At 46.3% G+C, this 19,592-nt stretch carries 17 protein-coding genes and 1 riboswitch; of the genes, 12 read left to right on the plus strand and 5 right to left on the minus strand.

Annotated elements, in window-relative coordinates; all coding sequences use genetic code 11:
• Positions 1-24: 24 nt before the first annotated feature.
• The 3 genes from AC1DE7_RS02605 to AC1DE7_RS02615 all read left to right on the plus strand — a co-directional run bounded on the left by AC1DE7_RS02605 (position 25) and on the right by AC1DE7_RS02615 (position 2,843).
• Positions 25-711: an MOSC domain-containing protein gene (locus AC1DE7_RS02605; RefSeq protein WP_076327045.1), complete on the plus strand. Its 687-nt coding sequence runs from the start codon at positions 25-27 to the stop codon at positions 709-711.
• 72 nt (positions 712-783) lie between these two features.
• Positions 784-1,662, plus strand: a complete 879-nt coding sequence (locus tag AC1DE7_RS02610) for an ROK family protein (RefSeq protein WP_047842269.1) — start codon at positions 784-786, stop codon at positions 1,660-1,662.
• Between the two features lie 179 nt (positions 1,663-1,841).
• Positions 1,842-2,843, plus strand: coding sequence for an HRDC domain-containing protein (locus tag AC1DE7_RS02615; protein ID WP_477533701.1), 1,002 nt, complete (start codon positions 1,842-1,844; stop codon positions 2,841-2,843).
• A gap of 70 nt (positions 2,844-2,913) precedes the next feature.
• Here AC1DE7_RS02615 and corA read toward each other — a convergent pair whose 3' ends face one another.
• The gene (gene corA, locus AC1DE7_RS02620) at positions 2,914-3,849 is read right to left on the minus strand and encodes a magnesium/cobalt transporter CorA (RefSeq protein ID WP_047842270.1); all 936 of its coding nucleotides are present in this window, start codon (positions 3,847-3,849) and stop codon (positions 2,914-2,916) included.
• A gap of 451 nt (positions 3,850-4,300) precedes the next feature.
• Positions 4,301-4,424: riboswitch (SAM riboswitch) on the plus strand.
• 236 nt (positions 4,425-4,660) lie between these two features.
• Here corA and metA point away from each other — a divergent pair.
• The 6 genes from metA (at position 4,661) to AC1DE7_RS02650 (ending at position 11,558) form a co-directional block, all read left to right on the plus strand.
• Positions 4,661-5,578 carry a homoserine O-acetyltransferase MetA gene (metA, locus tag AC1DE7_RS02625; protein WP_477533702.1) on the plus strand — a complete coding sequence of 306 codons (918 nt, stop codon included), beginning with the start codon at positions 4,661-4,663 and terminating at the stop codon, positions 5,576-5,578.
• A 24-nt stretch (positions 5,579-5,602) separates the two neighbouring features.
• Entirely contained in the window at positions 5,603-6,790 is a 1,188-nt protein-coding gene (locus AC1DE7_RS02630; RefSeq protein WP_477533703.1) for a PLP-dependent transferase, read from the plus strand.
• Positions 6,787-7,959 carry a trans-sulfuration enzyme family protein gene (locus AC1DE7_RS02635; protein WP_036669808.1) on the plus strand — a complete coding sequence of 391 codons (1,173 nt, stop codon included), beginning with the start codon at positions 6,787-6,789 and terminating at the stop codon, positions 7,957-7,959. The genes AC1DE7_RS02630 and AC1DE7_RS02635 overlap by 4 nt, the downstream gene beginning before the upstream one ends.
• A gap of 241 nt (positions 7,960-8,200) precedes the next feature.
• The gene (gene mqnC / locus AC1DE7_RS02640; RefSeq protein WP_047844209.1) at positions 8,201-9,337 is read left to right on the plus strand and encodes a cyclic dehypoxanthinyl futalosine synthase; all 1,137 of its coding nucleotides are present in this window, start codon (positions 8,201-8,203) and stop codon (positions 9,335-9,337) included.
• A 233-nt stretch (positions 9,338-9,570) separates the two neighbouring features.
• On the plus strand, positions 9,571-10,548 hold the full coding sequence (locus AC1DE7_RS02645; RefSeq protein WP_076327042.1) for an aldo/keto reductase: 978 nt from the start codon (positions 9,571-9,573) through the stop codon (positions 10,546-10,548).
• On the plus strand, positions 10,545-11,558 hold the full coding sequence (locus tag AC1DE7_RS02650) for a zinc-binding alcohol dehydrogenase family protein (protein WP_477533704.1): 1,014 nt from the start codon (positions 10,545-10,547) through the stop codon (positions 11,556-11,558). The genes AC1DE7_RS02645 and AC1DE7_RS02650 overlap by 4 nt, the downstream gene beginning before the upstream one ends.
• 84 nt (positions 11,559-11,642) lie before the next feature.
• Here the strand turns inward: AC1DE7_RS02650 and AC1DE7_RS02655 are convergent, their stop codons facing one another.
• The 4 genes from AC1DE7_RS02655 to AC1DE7_RS02670 all read right to left on the minus strand — a co-directional run bounded on the left by AC1DE7_RS02655 (position 11,643) and on the right by AC1DE7_RS02670 (position 15,098).
• On the minus strand, positions 11,643-12,548 hold the full coding sequence (locus AC1DE7_RS02655) for a YitT family protein (protein ID WP_051447155.1): 906 nt from the start codon (positions 12,546-12,548) through the stop codon (positions 11,643-11,645).
• 113 nt (positions 12,549-12,661) lie between these two features.
• Positions 12,662-13,900, minus strand: a complete 1,239-nt coding sequence (locus AC1DE7_RS02660) for a cation:proton antiporter (protein ID WP_036610060.1) — start codon at positions 13,898-13,900, stop codon at positions 12,662-12,664.
• Between the two features lie 4 nt (positions 13,901-13,904).
• The gene (locus AC1DE7_RS02665) at positions 13,905-14,399 is read right to left on the minus strand and encodes a cation:proton antiporter regulatory subunit (RefSeq protein WP_036610059.1); all 495 of its coding nucleotides are present in this window, start codon (positions 14,397-14,399) and stop codon (positions 13,905-13,907) included.
• Between the two features lie 294 nt (positions 14,400-14,693).
• Positions 14,694-15,098 (minus strand): hypothetical protein, encoded by a 405-nt coding sequence (locus AC1DE7_RS02670; RefSeq protein WP_051447154.1) that lies wholly within the window; start codon positions 15,096-15,098, stop codon positions 14,694-14,696.
• 180 nt (positions 15,099-15,278) lie between these two features.
• Here AC1DE7_RS02670 and AC1DE7_RS02675 point away from each other — a divergent pair, with 180 nt between their 5' ends.
• The 3 genes from AC1DE7_RS02675 to AC1DE7_RS02685 all read left to right on the plus strand — a co-directional run bounded on the left by AC1DE7_RS02675 (position 15,279) and on the right by AC1DE7_RS02685 (position 19,544).
• Positions 15,279-16,223, plus strand: coding sequence for a putative sporulation protein YtxC (locus AC1DE7_RS02675; protein WP_124113713.1), 945 nt, complete (start codon positions 15,279-15,281; stop codon positions 16,221-16,223).
• 415 nt (positions 16,224-16,638) lie between these two features.
• Positions 16,639-18,576 (plus strand): threonine--tRNA ligase, encoded by a 1,938-nt coding sequence (thrS, locus tag AC1DE7_RS02680; RefSeq protein ID WP_076327039.1) that lies wholly within the window; start codon positions 16,639-16,641, stop codon positions 18,574-18,576.
• A 428-nt stretch (positions 18,577-19,004) separates the two neighbouring features.
• Complete coding sequence (locus tag AC1DE7_RS02685; RefSeq protein WP_081595013.1) at positions 19,005-19,544, plus strand: 3D domain-containing protein; 540 nt, start codon at positions 19,005-19,007, stop codon at positions 19,542-19,544.
• Positions 19,545-19,592 lie beyond the last annotated feature (48 nt).

Here is a 19,592-nt window from a genome sequence, read left to right on the forward strand (position 1 = left end):
GTGATTATGGGAGGTATGACGCAAATGACACTCACATCTGATCGAAAGCCAGGGAAGGGCAATACAGCTGTTCTGGCCATTAATGTAGGACTGCCGCAACCGCTCCCTGGGCAGAAGCGTGAAGTGCTGAGCGGCATTGTGAAACATCCTGTATCCGACGCGGTTTTCCTGTCATTCACTGGAATGACAGGGGACGCGCAGGCGGATCTGGTGCATCATGGCGGCCCTGACAAAGCCGTTTGTGTATACGATTACAGTCGTTATCCGGCGCTGGAACAACTGATGGATCGCAAGCTGGATTGGGGAGCTTGTGGAGAAAATCTGACGGTTGAAGGCTGTGCCGAAGAAGACGTACGGATTGGTGATGTGTACGAGTTGGGCGAAGCCACAGTGCAGGTCAGTCAGCCCAGACAACCTTGCTTCAAGCTGGGTGCGAGGTATGACTATAAGGAGCTGCCTGTTTATTTTCAGGAGACTGGATATACCGGCTTTTACTTTCGTGTACTGCAAGAAGGTGAGGTAAGGCCTTTATCGATATTTCGACGGATCAGCACCGATCCAGCCTCAATGACGGTTCTTGAAGCCAATCGAATCATGCATCAGGGGAAAGAAAATGTCGAAGGTATTCAGGCGTTGCTGGCCATTCCTGCGCTGTCAGACAGCTGGAGGCAAACGTTAATGAAACGATTGTCCAAGCTGGAGAACAAGTAGCGGGGTAATTATCGTGTCATCAAGTAAAGCAATTCGAAATCCTTTTTAAACTAACTTGGGAGTGTGACTAACATGACGATCTTAGGCGCAATTGAAGCAGGCGGAACCAAATTTGTATGTGGTATTGGCACAGAAAACGGAGAAGTTCTGGAACGCGTAAGTTTTCCAACAACAACACCGGAAGAGACCATGGCTCAAGTGATTTCATTTTTTGAAGGCAAAGGCATTGAAGCTCTGGGTGTAGGCTCATTCGGTCCGATTGATCCGATTGAAGGAAGCCCAACATATGGCTATATCACAACAACACCTAAACCACATTGGGGACAGTATAACGTGATTGGCAAGCTCAAGGAGCATTTTGATGTGCCGATGACATTTGATACGGATGTGAATGGTGCGGCACTTGGAGAAGCAACCTGGGGCGCTGCACAAGGTCTTGAGAGCTGTCTGTATATCACTGTGGGTACAGGTATTGGTGCAGGTGCTGTGGTTGGCGGTAAAATGGTCCATGGATTGTCACATCCAGAGATGGGACATATCATTGTACGCAGACATCCGGAGGATACATACGAGGGTTTCTGTCCGTATCATGGTGACTGCCTCGAAGGCCTTGCAGCAGGACCGGCCATTAACAAACGTTGGGAGCAACCGGCTTATGAACTGCCTGCAGATCATAAAGCTTGGGAGATCGAAGCACATTACCTGGCACACGCCCTGATGAACTATGTTCTGATTCTCTCTCCGCAGAAAATTGTCATGGGTGGCGGAGTAATGAAGCAGGAGCACCTGTTCCCGATGGTTCGTAGCAAACTGCAGGAGTTGCTGGCTGGATACGTTCAGCATCCGGCACTTCAATCCGACATTGACCAGTATGTTGTTTCACCAGGACTTGGTGACAATGCGGGTCTGTGTGGTTCACTGGCGCTTGCCAAGTTGGCATTGAATAAGTAGGTCATTAAGGGATTGACGAATTTTACCATTGTGGTATGATATGGGCAACAGCATAGTACGGTTAATGAGGAAGCACCTCTCTTGCATGGATTTTGCAGGAGGGGTGTTTTTTTTTGTGCTGCCTGTAGGTAGCATCTCTAACTCGTATAAGCTGAATATTCAAAGGGAGGGAACGGAAAATGGAAGTCATTTTCATGAACAGATTGTCCAGAATGTCAGATCAGAATGCAGAATATGCACAGTTATGGATTGGGGAAGAGGAAGATAGTTGGCAGCTGGGATGGAGTCGCTATGAGGAAGGAGAGCGTGAGGACAGCATCTGGTATGAGGGGACTTCTTGGGAGGAGCTGCTTCATATTTACCGTCATCAGCTTGCCATACAGATGAGTGAGGGGTACCGACCGCAGTTGCAGGGGTTATTTCATGAGAATGATGATCTGAAGTCACGCAGTTATGGTGGACAGCGGCTCCATTGTTACAGTGAGTTATACGGCAATGAGCAATTATATACGGATCTGTGCACATGGCGCAGGAAGAGAGCTGTGTCTGACCGGAAGGCACCGTATTTTATTGCAACAAATCGTCTGCTGCGTTTGATCAGTGCCTTTGTTCCGCAATCGCTGGATGAACTGATGCAACTTCCGGGCGTAGGAGAGAGCAAAGCAACTGAGTATGGTACGGAATGGATGGAGATTACAACCGGACTGGAGCGTTCAACGACATTCCCGCTGGACTGGGTATACACGGCGCTGAAGGAAGAAGAGTATGAGAGTTGGTTATACAAGCAGAGAGAGCAGAAGTACAAGCAGGAACTTGATAAGTTCACCACACGTAAGCAGGTGCTTGAAGGCATGAAGGAAGGGTATACGTTAGAGGAGATTGTTAATCGATCCGGATTATCCCGACGCGAGTTGGTTGAGCTGTTAGAGGCACTGGATCACGAAGGTTATGACACCGATTGTCTTCTTGATGTGGAGCTGGCAGTGATGCCAGAGAACGAACAAGAGGCCGTATGGAGTGCGTATGAGGAGATGGGAGATACGTTCCTGAAGCCAGTATTACATAAGGTGTATGGAGGAGAGAAACCCGATGGAGGAAGTCTGGAGCAGGTCTATGAAAGGCTGCGCATGATTCGAATCCGCTTCCGTCGGCACGCAGAGACAGAGAAGAATGTTGGTTAATAATCAGAAATGAAAAAAGACGAGGCGTTTCTCCCGGAGGAGCGCTTCGTCTTTGTTATTTCATACGAGTTCATACCCAGTCTTTCTTGCGGAAAATGAAGAACATGCTCAGGCCCAGGGTAACCATTAGGCCAATCACAACAAAATAGCTGTATTTCCAGTTAAGCTCTGGCATATTCGTAAAGTTCATGCCGTATATACCGGTAATGACCGTCAGCGGCATGAAGACCGTGGTAATGGCGGTAAATACACGCATGATTTCATTCGCCCGGTTCGCAATACTGGATTGGTAGGCTTCTCGCAAGTTGCCCATCAGGTCGCGATAAGTTTCAAAGGTTTCAGATATTTTTACAGCATTCTCATAGATGTCACTGAAATACTTTTGCAGTTGATCATCGATGAGACGCAGATCTTTTTTGTTCAAGGTGTTAATGACCTCTTTCTGAGGTCCAAGGACTTTTTTCAGCCACAGAATCTCACTGCGCAGCCCGATGATCTCATTCAGATGTGACTTTTTGGTATGCATCAGAATGTCTTCCTCAAGCTTCTCGATCCGTGCTTCAATTCGGTCACCTACGGTGAAATAATTATCAACAATCAAGTCAACCAGCAAATACAGCAGACGATCCGGTGTACTGATTTCCTGTTCCCACAGGATGGGTTTCAGTGTACGCAATTCGCTGACCTTGTGCTTGGTAACACTAATAATGAAATGTCTGCCGAGAAACAGGTTGACGGCACGTAGAAATATCTCTTCATCATCAAAACGGATGCTATTAATCACAATAAAATAATGGTTCTCATAAATTTCAATCTTCGGACGTTGTTCTTCGTCACTAAGACAGTCTTCCACAGCCAGATCATGCATCAAGAACAGCGGCTGAAGTACCGCCAAATCGTCTACGTCTGCATCAATCCAGTAAAATCCTTCCGCTGGTGGAGTCAGCGCCTGCTGAATATCGTCCACCGGAATAAATACACCGTTGTTTACCAACCGGATTTTCATCGTTAATCTACTCCTTCTGCACCCGCCAACTTGGCGGATATTATCATTATGGGCGCAAAAAGAACAAATCAGCCGGTCGGCAGCGGAGCCTGGAGATCAGGGCTGCGTTCACTATATAATCAAACGGAAGTCACGTCCCGCTGCCGGCATGCTGATGTCAATTCTCTATGCAGTTTGTCGGAATTCGGCTGCCAGTCAGGCCTCGGGTCGCCATCCATTTAATATGTCACCTCTCACATAAGGGTTTATAACACCTTGTTTAGTATACCGCTGGTACAAGGTGCTTTCAAGCGCAAAAATGTGTCTATTTCGCGCCCTGAGGCAGTGTATGACAACGGATGATGAACGGTTCCGATCTGGGAAGTAGACATCGAACTGCAACTTGACGTGAGGGCATTAATGTAATAAAGTAGACGGTGAACCATATTTAATTACAATCTAATACAGCGAAATCTTATCAAGAGTAGGTGGAGGGACTGGCCCGATGAAACCCGGCAACCGGCGGTATACCGCACGGTGCTAATTCTTGCAGCGACTAAGTGTCAGGTGGCACTGTTGTAACTGAGAGATGAGAGAGGCGCATATCTATTTTACATATGACCTTTCTCGAAATCCGAGGAAGGTCTTTGTCATATGCCCCGACTTCTCAGCAGTGATTTTCGCTAAGGAACTTGAGGTTGTTTGTAACGTTGGATGAAAGAGCAATTCAATGTTTTTACAAGCTCAAGGCAGTCTATAACTGTATTGATGTGAAGACATCAAGCCAAGGGTGGCTGCATCTATCTATGCACAAGGAGGAGTTAGACTTACTATGCCAATCAAAATACCCGATACTCTACCAGCAAAAGAAGTACTTGAAGGAGAGAATATCTTCGTCATGGATGAAACTTCTGCATATCAGCAGGATATTCGTCCACTCCGTATCGCTATATTAAACCTGATGCCCACAAAGGAAACGACCGAAACACAATTGCTTCGTCTGGTGGGAAACACGCCTATTCAGGTGGATGTCGTTCTCGTACATCCCAAATCCCATACGTCGAAGAATACGTCTCAGGAGTATTTGGATCTGTTCTATAAAACCTTCGATGAGATTGAGCACCGCCGTTTCGATGGAATGATTATTACGGGTGCCCCGGTGGAACAGATGGATTTCGAAGACGTGAACTATTGGAATGAAATCCAGGAGATCTTCGAATGGACCAAAACCAATGTGACTTCAACCCTCCACATATGTTGGGCTTCCCAGGCAGGTTTATACCATCATTTTGACGTACCCAAGGTTGCACTTGATGAAAAGTGTTTTGGCGTTTTCCCACATACCATCAATAAACCACATGTTCCATTGTTGCGTGGATTCGATGAAGTATTCAACGTTCCACATTCCCGTCATACGGAAGTGAGACGCGAAGATATTGAAAAGAATGAGAATTTAGAGATTTTGGCTGAATCTGATGAAGCGGGGATCTTCCTGGTTGCTACCAAAGACGGCAAACAGATTTTTGCCACAGGACATGCCGAGTATGACCCGTTCTCATTAAAGTGGGAGTATGACCGGGATGCAGCCAAAGGTTTGGATATCGCATTGCCTAGGCATTATTATCCGAATGACGATCCTTCCCGTGTGCCACCAGCTACTTGGCGCGCTCATGCCAACTTATTATTCTCTAACTGGCTCAATTACTATGTGTATCAAGAAACACCTTACGATATTGGCCCGCAAATCTAATCGAGATTACAGGAGGATGCAGCAATGGAAGACAACAACAAGTTGAAAATCGAAAGCCGCTTAGCACAAATTGGGTCCATCAATGAACCGGTTACAGGCGCCATTAACTTTCCGATCTATCAATCCACTGCGTTTCGCCACCCGAAGCTTGGACAAAGCACGGGGTTTGATTATATTCGTACGACCAACCCAACTCGCAAAGTGTTGGAAGAGGCGGCCGCAGCGCTGGAGTCCGGTGATGCAGGATTTGCCTGTAGCTCGGGTATGGCCGCGCTACAAACCATCTTTGCCATGTTCGGTCAAGGGGATCATCTGATTGTATCGCTGGATCTATACGGCGGCACCTATCGTCTGCTTGAACGCATCTTGTCCCGTTTCGGTGTAACCGCAAGTTATGTGGATACAAATGACATTGCAGCACTGGAAAATGTTCGTCAGCCGAATACCAAAGCAGTATTTATTGAGACACCAACCAATCCGTTGATGATGATCACAGATGTGGAAGCTGTCGCTTCCTGGGCGAAAAGTTACAACCTGTTGACCATTGTTGACAACACGTTGCTGACTCCATTTTTCCAACGTCCGATTGAACTGGGTGCCGATATCATCATTCATAGCGCTACCAAATATCTGGGCGGACACAATGATGTGTTGGCCGGATTAATTATAACCAAGGGTGAGGCATTATCTGCAGAGATGGCGTTCCTCCATAATTCCATTGGAGCAGTATTATCTCCAAGTGATTCCTACCAGTTGATGAAAGGTATGAAAACCTTGGCTCTTCGCATGGAGCGTCATGAGTACAATGCACTTACCATTGCCAAATACTTGCTTGAGCATCCTGCAGTGGGTGAAGTGTATCATCCAGGTCTATCTGATCATCCGGGGTATGAGATACAGAACAAACAATCCACGGGTAACACAGGTATCTTCTCTTTCAAAGTGAAGGATGCACGTTATGTTGAACCGTTGCTACGTCATATCCAACTCATTGCTTTTGCCGAAAGTCTCGGCGGAGTTGAATCACTCATGACTTATCCGGCAGTACAGACTCATGCGGATATTCCGCTTGAAATTCGTGAAGCCGTAGGTGTGGATGACCGTTTGCTCCGGTTCTCCGTAGGCATTGAACATGCGGATGATCTGATTGCAGATCTCGGCAATGCTCTGACAGCTGCACAACAGGAAGTGGAAGGAGGAGTGCACTCATGAGTGAGTCCAACAACAAGCCCAATTCCGAGTTGAAATTTGATACCAAATTACTCCATTTTGGCGATGAGATTGACAAAACGACTGGAGCCTCCAGTGTACCGATCTACCAAGCATCAACATTCCATCATTTTGATATCTTCAATCCGCCTCAACATGATTACAGTCGTTCGGGTAATCCGACACGTCAGGCTCTGGAAGATTACATCACATTGCTGGAGGGCGGCGCACGAGGCTTTGCCTATTCTTCCGGGATGGCTGCGATCTCAAGCGTGTTCATGATGTTCTCTGCAGGGGATCACATGATTGTAACGGAAGACGTATATGGAGGTACGTATCGTTTGCTTACTTCCATATTAAGCCGTATGCAGATCGAGACAACCTTTGTAGACATGACCAATATAGATGAAGTAAAAGCGGCACTCAAGCCAAACACCAAGGCAGTTTATATGGAAACACCGTCCAACCCTACACTGCGAATTACGGATATCGCTGCTGTAACTGACTGGTCGAAGGAACATGACCTGATCACAATTCTGGATAACACCTTTATGACACCGTACTATCAGCGTCCAATTGAGCTTGGTGTGGACATCGTCGTACATAGTGCTACGAAGTTTCTCGGAGGTCACAGTGATGTACTGGCAGGGTTAGCCGTTGCTCGCACGGAATCACTTGGCGTACAACTGAAACAGTTGCAAAATGGACTTGGAACTGTACTGGGGGCACAAGAATCCTGGCTTCTGATGCGCGGGATGAAAACCTTGGGTGCTCGCATGGCTCATAGTGAACGGAGCACAGCCAAACTGGCGGCATGGCTTAATGAGCGCAGTGATATTACCGCTGTCTTTTATCCTGGACTGGAGGATCATCCGGGCCGTGAGGCACATGAGCGCCAGTCCACAGGATATGGAGCTGTCGTTTCTTTTGACGTCGGTTCAGGTGATCGTGCAAAAGCAGTTCTTAACCGGGTGAAGCTACCTATTGTTGCTGTAAGCTTGGGAGCTGTGGAGAGTATTCTGTCCTACCCAGCGATGATGTCTCATGCGGCAATGCCGGCTGAGGTTCGCCGTGACCGTGGCATTACAGATGGATTGCTGCGCTTCTCCGTAGGTCTGGAAGATATCGAAGATCTGATTGTAGATTTGGAGCAAGCACTTCAGGAATCCTAACAAAAATGGATGCCCGAATACGCCGATGTGTATCACTTAAGTTCGAACTAATTCTTTTCCATATGTAAAAATTTTTACTTATTTTTAAAGCACCTGTACATAAGGTGCTTTTTTTCACATGTAACCTGTGTTACGATATGTGGAGTACAGAAATACGATGTTGCCACCAGAACTTGCTTCTCTTGAACAAGTTGGGACGGATCGTTATATAATTTCTCTTCATGAGGGAGGCTTTTTTACGATGAGTACGGTAGACCGTATCTTAGATAAAGCCCTTCGGGGCGAACGTTTGGACTTGGAAGACACGATTGAGCTATTTGAATCGAATGAAGTGGACAAAATCGGGGCAGCTGCTAATGTCATTATGAAACGCATGCACCCTGAACCATACAGAACATTTGTAATTGGGCGTAACGTCAACTACACAAACGTGTGTGATGTGTACTGCCGTTTTTGTGCTTTCTACCGCAGACCTGGTTCGGATGAAGGTTATGTGCTTCCGGACGAAGTTATTTTCCAGAAGATTCAGGAAACGGAAGATGTGAATGGTACCGAGATTTTGATGCAAGGTGGAACGAATCCAAACTTGCCTTTCAGCTATTATACAGACCTGTTGAAAGCCATCAAAGAGCGTTTCCCAAACATCACGATGCACTCTTTCTCCCCAGCGGAGATTATGAAAATGGTTGAAGTATCCGATGGCCTTACATTGGAAGAAGTTGTTCGTGCCATTCACGAAGCTGGACTGGATTCCTTGCCTGGCGGTGGCGCTGAAATTCTGGATGACCGCACACGTCGGAAAATTAGCCGCTTGAAAGGTTCATGGCGCGATTGGATGGACGTTATGCAAACTGCACACCGCATCGGTATGAACACCACGGCAACGATGGTTATCGGACTTGGTGAATCGATGGAAGAGCGTGCATTACACTTGCTCCGTGTACGTGAAGCTCAGGACGAATGTATTGCGAACAAGTATGACTCCGAAGGTTTCCTGGCGTTTATTCCTTGGACTTTCCAGCCGGATAATACAAACCTCAAGCTGGAGCGTCAGACTCCGGAAGAGTACTTGAAGACTGTAGCCATCAGCCGCCTGGTACTTGATAATATCAAGAACATTCAATCCTCTTGGGTAACGATGGGTCCTGAGATCGGTAAGAAGTCGCTTGAATTTGGCTGTAATGACTTCGGTAGCACGATGATTGAAGAGAACGTTGTATCTGCTGCTGGTGCAACATATAAAGTTAACATTGAATCCATTCTCCGTTTGATTCGGGAGTCCGGTTATATCCCGGCACAACGTAACACCCGATACGAGATTGTGCGCATGTTCGACGAAGAAAATGCCGTACATGAAGATTTCGTAATGCAGAACTAATTCTAATTAATTCAATACTACTCTTTATAAACTTTGATCGTTAGATAAGTATTTATGAAGCCAAGCCCGCTGACTACTCCGTTTGGAGAGACGGCGGGCTTTTTGATTTCTTTCTGTGGTTCGAGGTCATCAAACAGTACATGTTACGCAATTGGCGATATTTTATATTGAAATTGAACTGTTACAATGAAAGGGAACTTGTGTAGACAGACACGCTGGAAGGGGTAAAACCGATGAAGAGAAGAATACTTGGCAAGACGGAACTGGACGTACCTGTATTGAGTTTTGGAGCATCCTCACTCGGTTCTGTATTTCGTGACATTGACCGGGACGAAGGGATTCGCACTGTACATGCGGCTGTAGATGCGGGGATGAATTACATAGACGTTTCGCCTTATTACGGGCTGACAAAGGCGGAGACAGTGTTGGGTGAAGCCATCCGCAGCTTGCCGCGCAGTTCATATATGTTATCAACCAAAGCCGGAAGGTATGGGGAAAATGAGTTTGATTTTTCACGTCAGCGGATTCTGGATAGCGTGCAAGAGAGCCTGGATCGACTGCATACAGACTATATCGACATTCTGTTCCTGCATGATATTGAATTTGTGCCAGCAGAGATCATCGTAGAAGAAGCCTTTCCAACGTTGCTGCGTCTGAAAGAGCAGGGAGTTATACGACATGCGGGCATTTGTGGATTGCCCTTACCATTGTTTGAGAAGGTTCTGCCACAGATCGATGCGGATGCGATCATCTCGTATTGTCATTATTCATTGAATGATACCTCATTATTATCGTTATTGCCCCTGTTGGAAAAAAAAGAAATTGGCCTCGTCAATGCTTCGCCTCTTTCTATGGGCTTGTTGAGTACCCGAGGGGCTCCTGCCTGGCATCCGGCAGATGATCGGGTGAAAGAGCTCTGCCTGAAGGCTGCCCGCTTCTGTGCAGAACAAGGTAGTGACATTGCCAAGCTGGCCGTGCAATTCTCCACGTCGAATGAACGAATTCCGACAACACTGGTGAGCAGTGCCAATCATCACAATATTGTTAATAACGCTGCTTGGATTGAAGAACCGATCGATCAGAGCCTGCTGGATGAAGTGCTGCGCATTCTGGCTCCATTGCATAACGAGACGTGGTCAAGCGGACGACCTGAATATAATACGAAGCCAAGCAATACGACAGCAGAAGCATCCAAGGGGGAACAACGATGAGAGCCATTGTATGTGAAGAAATAGATCAATTGAAGCCCCAGGACCTGCCTCAACCGGAACGAGCAGAAGGAGAGGCGTTGGTTGCCATTCGGCGGATTGGGATCTGTGGAACGGATCTGCATGCGTACAAAGGCAACCAGCCATTCTTTACCTATCCTCGTGTTCTGGGTCATGAACTGGCGGCTGTTATTGAAGAAATCGGTCCGAACGAGGCTGGGTTACAGCCTGGGGATCAGGTAAGTATTATTCCGTATCTGCACTGTGGTCACTGTATTGCATGTCGAAGTGGAAAAACCAATTGTTGTGCGTCCATGCAAGTCATGGGTGTGCACGTAGACGGAGGCATGAGAGAAAGAATCAACGTGCCTGTCTCACATCTGCTCTCAGCAGAAGGTTTGACGCTGGATGAGACGGCAATGGTAGAACCATTAAGCATTGGAGCCCATGCCGTCAGAAGAGCAGGAATTAAACCTGGTGAGCATGTGATTGTGATTGGAGCTGGCCCCATTGGATTGGGTGTGATGGCATTTGCCAAACAGGCGGGGGCGCGTGTTATTGCCGTTGATCGTAATCTGGACAGGCTGGAGCTTAGCCGGACTTGGGCTGGAGCGGATGACCTGGTACAGGCCAATGAACATGCTGTACAACAAGTGGCTGAAATTACGGGAGGCGACTATGCTACAGCTGTCTTCGATGCAACAGGTAACGTGAATTCCATGAATGGGGCCATTCAATATGTGGCGCATAGTGGTCAACTCATTTTTGTAGGACTGGTGAAAGCGGATATTACCTTTCATGACCCCGAATTTCACAAGCGGGAGATGAGCATCCTGGGTAGTCGAAACGCAACCCGTGAAGACTTTGAACAAGTCCTGTCGACCTTGCGTCAAAAGAAATTAAACATGGATGGGTATATCACACACCGCGTGGAATTTGATGAGTTACCTACGGCAATAGACCAATGGCTTTTGCCAGATTCACATGTAGTCAAAGCCATCGTTGAACTATAATAACAATTAATTATAATAACAGAAAAAAACGCTCTCTGACCTTGGTGGACAATACTGTTCATCCATAGGGTAAGAGAGCGTTTTTTATTTTTCCGGATTCGTTACAATACCCGCATGTGGATCAATGTGACGCACAATGGACTTCAACCAGATCATCTCAAGCACATGTACCTCATAATAAAGTGCACCCGGGATTTGCCTGATCCATCCTTCCGCCATCGCGAGTTGTGTTGAGTCAGAAGTGGCTTCCAGAATTCCAGGTTCACGGCGTAGCCGTTTGCGTACAGCTTTTTCAACTTGAGAGCTTTGTGTGGTCAATATGCATACTTTGCGTTTGGAAGAGAAGCCCCTGAACGCAATGTACACCATTTCATAAGCAATAAGATAGGCGATTACGGAATACATCGCTTGGTCCCAGCCAAAGACAACACCAGCGGCTGTCAGTATCAACAAGTTAAGCAGCATGATTATTTTTTCGATAAGCATCCGTTTTCCACTAAACACACGTTCAGGTGGGCGGGAAGACGGATCACCGATTTCCAGCGTATCCAGTGTCCCGCCATACCGCACGACGAGCCCAATTCCGAGTCCGAGGCATAATCCGCCAAACATGGCAGCAGCCAGCGGATGCTCTACAAGTGGCGGCATGGGATGAAGCACAATGGCACCGATCGAAAAGACAACCAGACCTAGAACAGTAACCAGTACAAATTTCTTCTGCACAATCTTGTAAGACAGAAATATAAACGGCACATTGAATAAAAATAGGAACAAACCAATCCTCATTTCGGTCCAGTGGGCGAAGAGTGAGGAAATGCCTGTAATGCCTCCAATAATGATCTTATTGGGGTGTAAGAACAATTCAAGTCCCACGGAGGCCAGAATTCCGCCCGCAATAACGAGAAACAGGTTTAACCAGCGGCGGGTAGACGATATCCTGGTCTTGGCGGTGTTTGGCACCGGATTAGCCGATATCAGAGGTGCTTTCATAGGTCATCCTCCTTAGTGCGGCTTTCGAGCCATTCTCCCTGGGTTAGTCACAGAAAGATCGGCGTAAGAGCCGCGAAGTACGTTAGTATGTCTGTTCTGTACAGACATAGGGATTATCCTTCTTTCTGCAGAACCTTTGGTTCTTCTTTCTTTTTCCGAGGATCTTTGAACTTGAATATTTTATCCAATAAACGGAATACATGTTTGGACTCTTTGGTTAATAAAGGACCCAGAATGGCCAGAATTAGGACATACAGCGCGGCAAACGGTTGAATCATTGGCAACAGTCCCCCGGCTTTACCCATGTTGGCCAAGATAATGGAAAATTCACCCCGTGACACAATGGTTAATCCAATATTCGCCGATGCTTTGGGTGATAGTCCTGCACTGCGCCCGGCCAGCATACCCGCCAGGAAGTTACCGAACAATGTAATAACAACTGCAATCAGAGCTAACCATACGGCATCGCCACCCAAGGACAACGGATCAATGGACAATCCAAAGCTGAAGAAGAAGATTGCTCCGAAGAAGTCACGGAACGGTAGAATCAAGTGCTCAATCCGTTTTGCGTGTTCTGTTTCAGCAAGCACCAGACCAACCAGTAATGCACCAATCGCTTCGGCAACATGAATAGTTTCAGAGAAACCAGCTACCAGGAACAAGGCTCCAAATACAACGAGAGAGAATAGCTCATTCGATCGAATTTTAAGCAATTTGTTTAGTAGCGGTGTTGCTTTGCGTCCAAGGATAATCACGATAAGCATGAATCCGAGGGCAATAAGTGCAGACATGATGACGCCTCCGATGGAGGATGAATCACTAAGCACAAGTCCGGACAAGATCGAGATATATACAGCGAGGAATACATCTTCGAACATAATAATACCCAATATCATCTCTGTTTCCGGGTTGGCCGTTCGTTTCAAATCAACGAGTACCTTGGCCACAATGGCACTGGAAGAGATGGTAGTTATACCTGCGATAATAAGTGCTTCTGCAACTGGGAAACCGGACACAAAACCGAATATTAATCCCAGCGTAAAGTTAATGCCGATGTAGATCGAGCCGCCAACTGCAATAGAGCGACCCGATTTAATTAAACGACCTACCGAGAATTCAAGTCCAAGGTAGAAGAGAAGGAACAGGATACCGATCCGACCCATAAATTCAATAAAAGGCTGACTCTCAATAAAACGGAAGTCCAGATGCCAGATTTTCATGGCATGTGGCCCCACGGCCATCCCGATCAGAATATAAAATGGAACGACCGAAAATCTTAGTTTTGCCGATAAAAGGCCGGCTGCTGCAATAAGCACAAGGGCCAGACCTACTTCGAATATCAAATGATCCATCTATTTACCCCCTTCCAGTCAGGAGGAGGGATTTAAACAGTTTCTGCTGATTGCGTTCGCCAACGGCTACCACCGTGGATTCTGCACTGATAACTACCTCCGGACCTGGGCTGATATGTTTTTTGTGATTTTTCTCTACAACGGCGATAACCGTTGCCCCAGAGTTTTGACGTACGTCCAATTCACCGATGGATTTACCGATACTTCCGAAGGATGGTTCGATTTTGTACCACTCGATAATCAGGTCGTCAAACGTTACTTCAATATTTTCAAGCTGTTTTGGTTTGTAAGTTAATCCGCCAACAATAGCAGCGATCTGTCGTGCTTCGTAATCGTCAAGTGTGATCATCGAGATGCTTTGATCGGGATCATCATACTCGAAGTGGTACATTTCCCGGCGACCGTCATCGTGAATAATAATGACAATTTTATCACCGCTGCTTGTTTCAATCTGAAATTTTTTGCCGATTCCCGGCAAGTCTGTTTCGCGTACATCCATGGATTGTTGCCTCCTTATAATTAGGGGCTGGCCATAGAAGACAGGCTTATTTCCCGAAAATGATTAATCTGCTGCTCAAGGGAACATCAAAAGATGCGGGTAAACAGAGCCAGAAATTCCTGACACAGCCATATGATTTGAATTTGTCGGTGTGGGTACAACAAAAATAGGTACTGTCATAAACATGGGTTTATCTAACGTGTGCTAAAAGGGTTATAAGTTATGCACAAGCGCACCGTCTTTCATTACAGAGGTGTCTTCATGCAAAAGCAACCTGTAAATACGTCGTAACGGCTAGTGAAGAGCGTTCACGTATTTTGGTGCTATAGGGGTGAGGGATACATACATGCTGGTAAACTTAATAGGTAGCAGAAATAATCTGCGTTTAAACAAACAATACCACGGTTTAAAGGACAGACCCGTTGTAGGGATTCGCAGCATCAATAACAATGCGAGGACAAGAAAGACAGGCTTATTATGCGTAACCGCAATCAGCTTGGACATAACTTGTGGATATTTGCGAATGACAGGTTTCTGCTGGGATTCGGGTATTTGCAACAGCACTTCCTTGTTGGAAGTTGCTTCTACAGACACCCCAACGGCAGATTCGGACTGCATCGGAATAGGGAAGCACAAGGCTTGGAAAACGCACAAAATGATAATGATAGTGTAGTGGAGTATTCTAGGTTGTTGTCTCATTTTGGCTTCCCTCCTTTCCCGTGAAATATACTGTTATTAAAATAATAACACATTTTTGTCTTAACTCCAAACCTCTTTATAATATACTGAGAAATCATGACACGCTTTCCATCAATCCGCTTCGTATATCCCCATCGGCCTTGCCATATACTTTGAACAGGAAGGAAAGGAGTGATTCTTGTGGAACTGTTTGCTGTATGGACCGATGTATCGGGGCAAGAGGAAGCGGATCAATTTTATCGTTGTGTCAAGGAAAAAACCAAAGGTTTACATATAAGTAAAAGAGGATTTCGGCTCACCTTCAAACATAATGATGGAAGAGCAACCTGGGTGTGCAGAGGGAATGAGAATCACGAAGACTTCCAGCAATGGCTTCCCCGGATCAGTGATCTGCTCTCCCTTGGACTCGCCGACTTCATTATGGAGACACAAGAACGGAGCATGGTGGAGGATATGATCGCCAAGGCGTGTTCTGTCATGGATGAGCATGAGGTGGAAAAGGTCAATCGAATCTGCATGCCACTTCTATTAAATGGTGATCTGGATCAGCCCGGACTTCGAGAGCGCCGTCGTACTACGTTAGCCAGTGGACTACGGCAGGACCTGGAGGATGTTCACTTTTTTCACCTTGAAGGCATTATCAACTTCCGCATACGGCCATATAAGCAGGAGCTTCAGGAATTAGTGGAGTATGCGCTGGATGAGTTCTGGATGGATCGGCAGTATGAAGAGTTTATGGGGCTGTTAAAATATTTTGTGTTTTTTCAAGAAGCCAAAGTACCTCTGGTTCATCTTGTACACAAGGGAATGCATGAATTTCAGGTCCTGGATGCTGGACTTAATCTGTTACCCGTGCAAAAGGATGAACAGGTCGTTGTGGAAATGCCGGGTCTGGAACTGGAGATGGATATTGAAGATATGATTGTAAGTACACTCATCTCAATCTCTCCTGAGAAGGTCATGCTCCATACACGCACCCCGGATCTGCCAATCATCTCGACCATATGCCAGATCTTTGAAGACAAAGTGCAAATATGTCATCATTGCCCGGAATGCGAAGTGCTGCGCTCAGGATTGTTGACAGGTCTTGACGCAAGTGATCTCGGCAATTATAATAACTGTTGATCCATGAATTTTTCATGTGAACCATTGAACCAAAAGCGTTGACAAAGACAACAACCACACGCAAGATCGGTGCAGAGAGAGGAACCAAGGCTGAAATTTCCTCCGGATATCACGTATGGTTTACCCCTTTGTAGCTGCAATTTTGAAAGTGGAGTTAGAATATCGCCTTTAATGGGGATTATCCGCGAGTAAGGATCTGCCGGGTCATGCCCGTTATCGTCATGCCAATGAGGGCTGTATTTCCGAATATGGATGAATCAGCTGAATTAGGGTGGAACCACGAGTATATATCACTCGTCCCTTTGCCGGGACGGGTGTTTTTTGCGTTCCTTTGCAAAATGACTGGAATAGCAATAGATAATCAGTCCATAAATATCTGGACATGAAGGTTACATTAACAGGAGGAATGAGACAAATGGCAGTTAACATTAAATTACCGGATGGTTCGGTGCGTGAGTACGCGGATGGCAGCACCATTGAGGACGTAGCGGCTTCAATTAGCAGCGGATTGCGCAAAAATGCCGTAGCCGGCAAACTGGATGGTATCGTGGTGGACTTGTCCACAACACTTCATGAGGGAGCATTGGTGGAGATCGTAACTCTGGATTCACCAGAAGGACTTGAAGTGATGCGTCATAGTACAGCTCACTTGATGGCTCAAGCAGTGAAACGTTTATATGGTAACAAAGAGGTACGACTCGGTATCGGCCCTGTCATTGAAGATGGTTTCTACTATGATATGGACCTCGAACATGCGCTCAATCCTGAAGATCTGCAAAAGATCGAGAAGGAAATGGAACGTATTGTGAATGAGAACTTGCCAATTGTACGTAAGGAAGTTAGCCGCGAGGACGCGATCAAAACGTTCGAAGAAGTGGGCGATCCTTACAAACTTGAGTTGATTCGTGATTTGCCAGCGGACAGCGTGATTACGATTTATGAGCAAGGTGAATTCTTCGACTTGTGTCGTGGCCCTCACGTACCATCAACTAGCAAAATCAAAGTGTTCAAACTGATGAATGTCGCGGGTGCTTACTGGCGTGGAGATAGCAAAAACAAAATGCTTCAACGTATCTATGGTACGGCTTTTGTGAAAAAAGCACAGCTGGACGAGCATTTGCACTTCCTCGAAGAAGCTAAAAAACGGGATCACCGTAAGTTGGGTAAAGAGCTGGAAATGTTCACATTCTCCCAACTGGTCGGTCAAGGCTTGCCAATCTGGTTGCCTAACGGTGCGAAGCTACGCCGTACTCTGGAGCGTTATATTGTGGATCTGGAAGAAAGCCTGGGATACCAGCATGTATACACACCAGTTCTGGGTAACGTGGAATTGTACAAAACATCTGGACACTGGGAGCACTACCAGGAAGATATGTTCCCGAAAATGGTAATGGATAACGAGGAACTTGTTCTCCGTCCAATGAACTGTCCTCACCATATGATGGTGTACAAGTCCAGCATGCACAGCTACCGTGATCTGCCAATCCGTATTGCAGAGCTTGGTATGATGCACCGTTATGAAATGTCGGGGGCGTTAACAGGTCTGCACCGTGTACGTGCGATGACACTGAACGACTCACACATTTTTGCACGCCCGGATCAGATCAAAGAAGAGTTCGCTCGTGTTATCGAGTTGATTCAAACAGTCTATAAGGATTTCGGTATCAACGAATACCGTTTCCGTCTGTCCTATCGTGATCCGCAGGATACTGAGAAATACTTCCAAAATGACGAGATGTGGGAAATGTCCCAACGCATGTTGCGTGAAGTTGTGGAAGAGCTTGACCTTCCATTCTATGAAGCTGAAGGTGAAGCGGCGTTCTACGGTCCGAAGCTGGATGTACAGATCAAAACAGCTCTGGGCAAAGAAGAGACATTGTCTACGGTTCAACTGGACTTCCTGTTGCCTGAGCGCTTTGAACTTGAATATGTGGGCGATGACGGACAGAAACATCGTCCAGTCGTTATTCACCGCGGTGTAATTAGTACAATGGAACGTTTCACAGCATTCTTGCTGGAGAACTTTGCAGGAGCTTTCCCATTGTGGTTGTCTCCGGTACAGGCAAAAGTGATCCCAGTATCCGGAAACTTCGACGATTATGCGCGTGAAGTGGAAGCGAAACTGAAACGTGCGGGAATCTCTGCTGAAGCCGATCTGCGGAATGAGAAGCTTGGATATAAAATCCGTGAGGCGCAGCTGGAGAAAATGCCTTATATGTTTGTTGTTGGTGAGAATGAGCGTAATGCAGAAGCGGTATCCGTGCGTAAGCGTGGAGAAGGCGATCTGGGCATGAAACCGGTCGATGAAATAATCGCTCAATTGAAAGAAGAAATTGCAACACGTTTAGTATAAATGAACAAATGATTTATCAGATAACCAGTGCATAAGTTGCGCTGATCACTCTGCATAACGTCTGAATAACATGGGATTGACCTATGTTATTCAGGCGTTTTTTCGTAGTGTTTGCAGTAAAAAGTATAGATTAATTGCTTTTTGGAAAACCTTTGCAGTGAGGGGGAGGTTATACAATGAAAAAGCAATTCTCAATTCAAAAGAAACATATACGGGGTTTATTGGTTGGCTGTGTGATGTTCGCCGGGATGATGATTAACCTGAATCAGGCGGATGCCTATACATTTGAAGAGGAAAGTACAGTACTGCATGTCGAGAGTCAGAGCAGCGGCATTGAAGGTCCAATTATTGAAACTTCGAGCAAGTCTGATCAAGAATTTCCGGAACAGGTTAGCCATCAATACAGCGATGAGGCTCAGTTGACGACCATGGTGTATATGGCTTTATTGTGGTCACCACAACCAATGGTCATTCCAAGACCTGAGCTTCCAGAGAAACAAGTGGCAGATCCGTCTATGCCGGTGCTTGCTCCGCGTTCAGAACAAATCCTGGGTACACAAAAGGTTACAGCAACGGGATATACGGCAGGTGTTGAGTCTACAGGAAAAGGACCCAAACATCCTCAATACGGAATTACGTATTCCGGTGTCAAAGTACGTCGTGATAAAGAAACAGTTTCCACGATTGCAGCTGATCCAAAATTATTCCCAATGGGGTCCATTCTGTACATTCCGGGCTATGGTTACGGAATTGTTGCAGATACGGGTTCAGCGATTAAAGGTAATAAAATCGATCTGTATTTCCCGACAACCAAGCAAGTGTACAAAGAGTGGGGCAAAAAAGATGTGGAGGTACAGGTGATCAGGCAAGGCGCTGGGAAATGTACAGAGAAGATGCTCAGCGAGTTGGCCGATGCAATCGATGTGTACAAATCTGTACCGGATTCGTGGTTGGACAAGGCCATTTAATTTCACATGTTGAACATGAATAACTGAAGTGCTCTCTTCACATAATAC

Source organism: Paenibacillus sp. 10L310 (assembly GCF_056395745.1).

Coding starts and splice junctions, on each gene's coding strand:
- AC1DE7_RS02605 (WP_076327045.1), top strand. CDS start 25: ATGACACTCACATCTGATCGAAAGCCAGGGAAGGGCAATACAGCTGTT.
- AC1DE7_RS02610 (WP_047842269.1), top strand. CDS start 784: ATGACGATCTTAGGCGCAATTGAAGCAGGCGGAACCAAATTTGTATGT.
- AC1DE7_RS02615 (WP_477533701.1), top strand. CDS start 1,842: ATGGAAGTCATTTTCATGAACAGATTGTCCAGAATGTCAGATCAGAAT.
- corA (WP_047842270.1), bottom strand. CDS start 3,849: ATGAAAATCCGGTTGGTAAACAACGGTGTATTTATTCCGGTGGACGAT.
- metA (WP_477533702.1), top strand. CDS start 4,661: ATGCCAATCAAAATACCCGATACTCTACCAGCAAAAGAAGTACTTGAA.
- AC1DE7_RS02630 (WP_477533703.1), top strand. CDS start 5,603: ATGGAAGACAACAACAAGTTGAAAATCGAAAGCCGCTTAGCACAAATT.
- AC1DE7_RS02635 (WP_036669808.1), top strand. CDS start 6,787: ATGAGTGAGTCCAACAACAAGCCCAATTCCGAGTTGAAATTTGATACC.
- mqnC (WP_047844209.1), top strand. CDS start 8,201: ATGAGTACGGTAGACCGTATCTTAGATAAAGCCCTTCGGGGCGAACGT.
- AC1DE7_RS02645 (WP_076327042.1), top strand. CDS start 9,571: ATGAAGAGAAGAATACTTGGCAAGACGGAACTGGACGTACCTGTATTG.
- AC1DE7_RS02650 (WP_477533704.1), top strand. CDS start 10,545: ATGAGAGCCATTGTATGTGAAGAAATAGATCAATTGAAGCCCCAGGAC.
- AC1DE7_RS02655 (WP_051447155.1), bottom strand. CDS start 12,548: ATGAAAGCACCTCTGATATCGGCTAATCCGGTGCCAAACACCGCCAAG.
- AC1DE7_RS02660 (WP_036610060.1), bottom strand. CDS start 13,900: ATGGATCATTTGATATTCGAAGTAGGTCTGGCCCTTGTGCTTATTGCA.
- AC1DE7_RS02665 (WP_036610059.1), bottom strand. CDS start 14,399: ATGGATGTACGCGAAACAGACTTGCCGGGAATCGGCAAAAAATTTCAG.
- AC1DE7_RS02670 (WP_051447154.1), bottom strand. CDS start 15,098: ATGAGACAACAACCTAGAATACTCCACTACACTATCATTATCATTTTG.
- thrS (WP_076327039.1), top strand. CDS start 16,639: ATGGCAGTTAACATTAAATTACCGGATGGTTCGGTGCGTGAGTACGCG.
- AC1DE7_RS02685 (WP_081595013.1), top strand. CDS start 19,005: ATGGTGTATATGGCTTTATTGTGGTCACCACAACCAATGGTCATTCCA.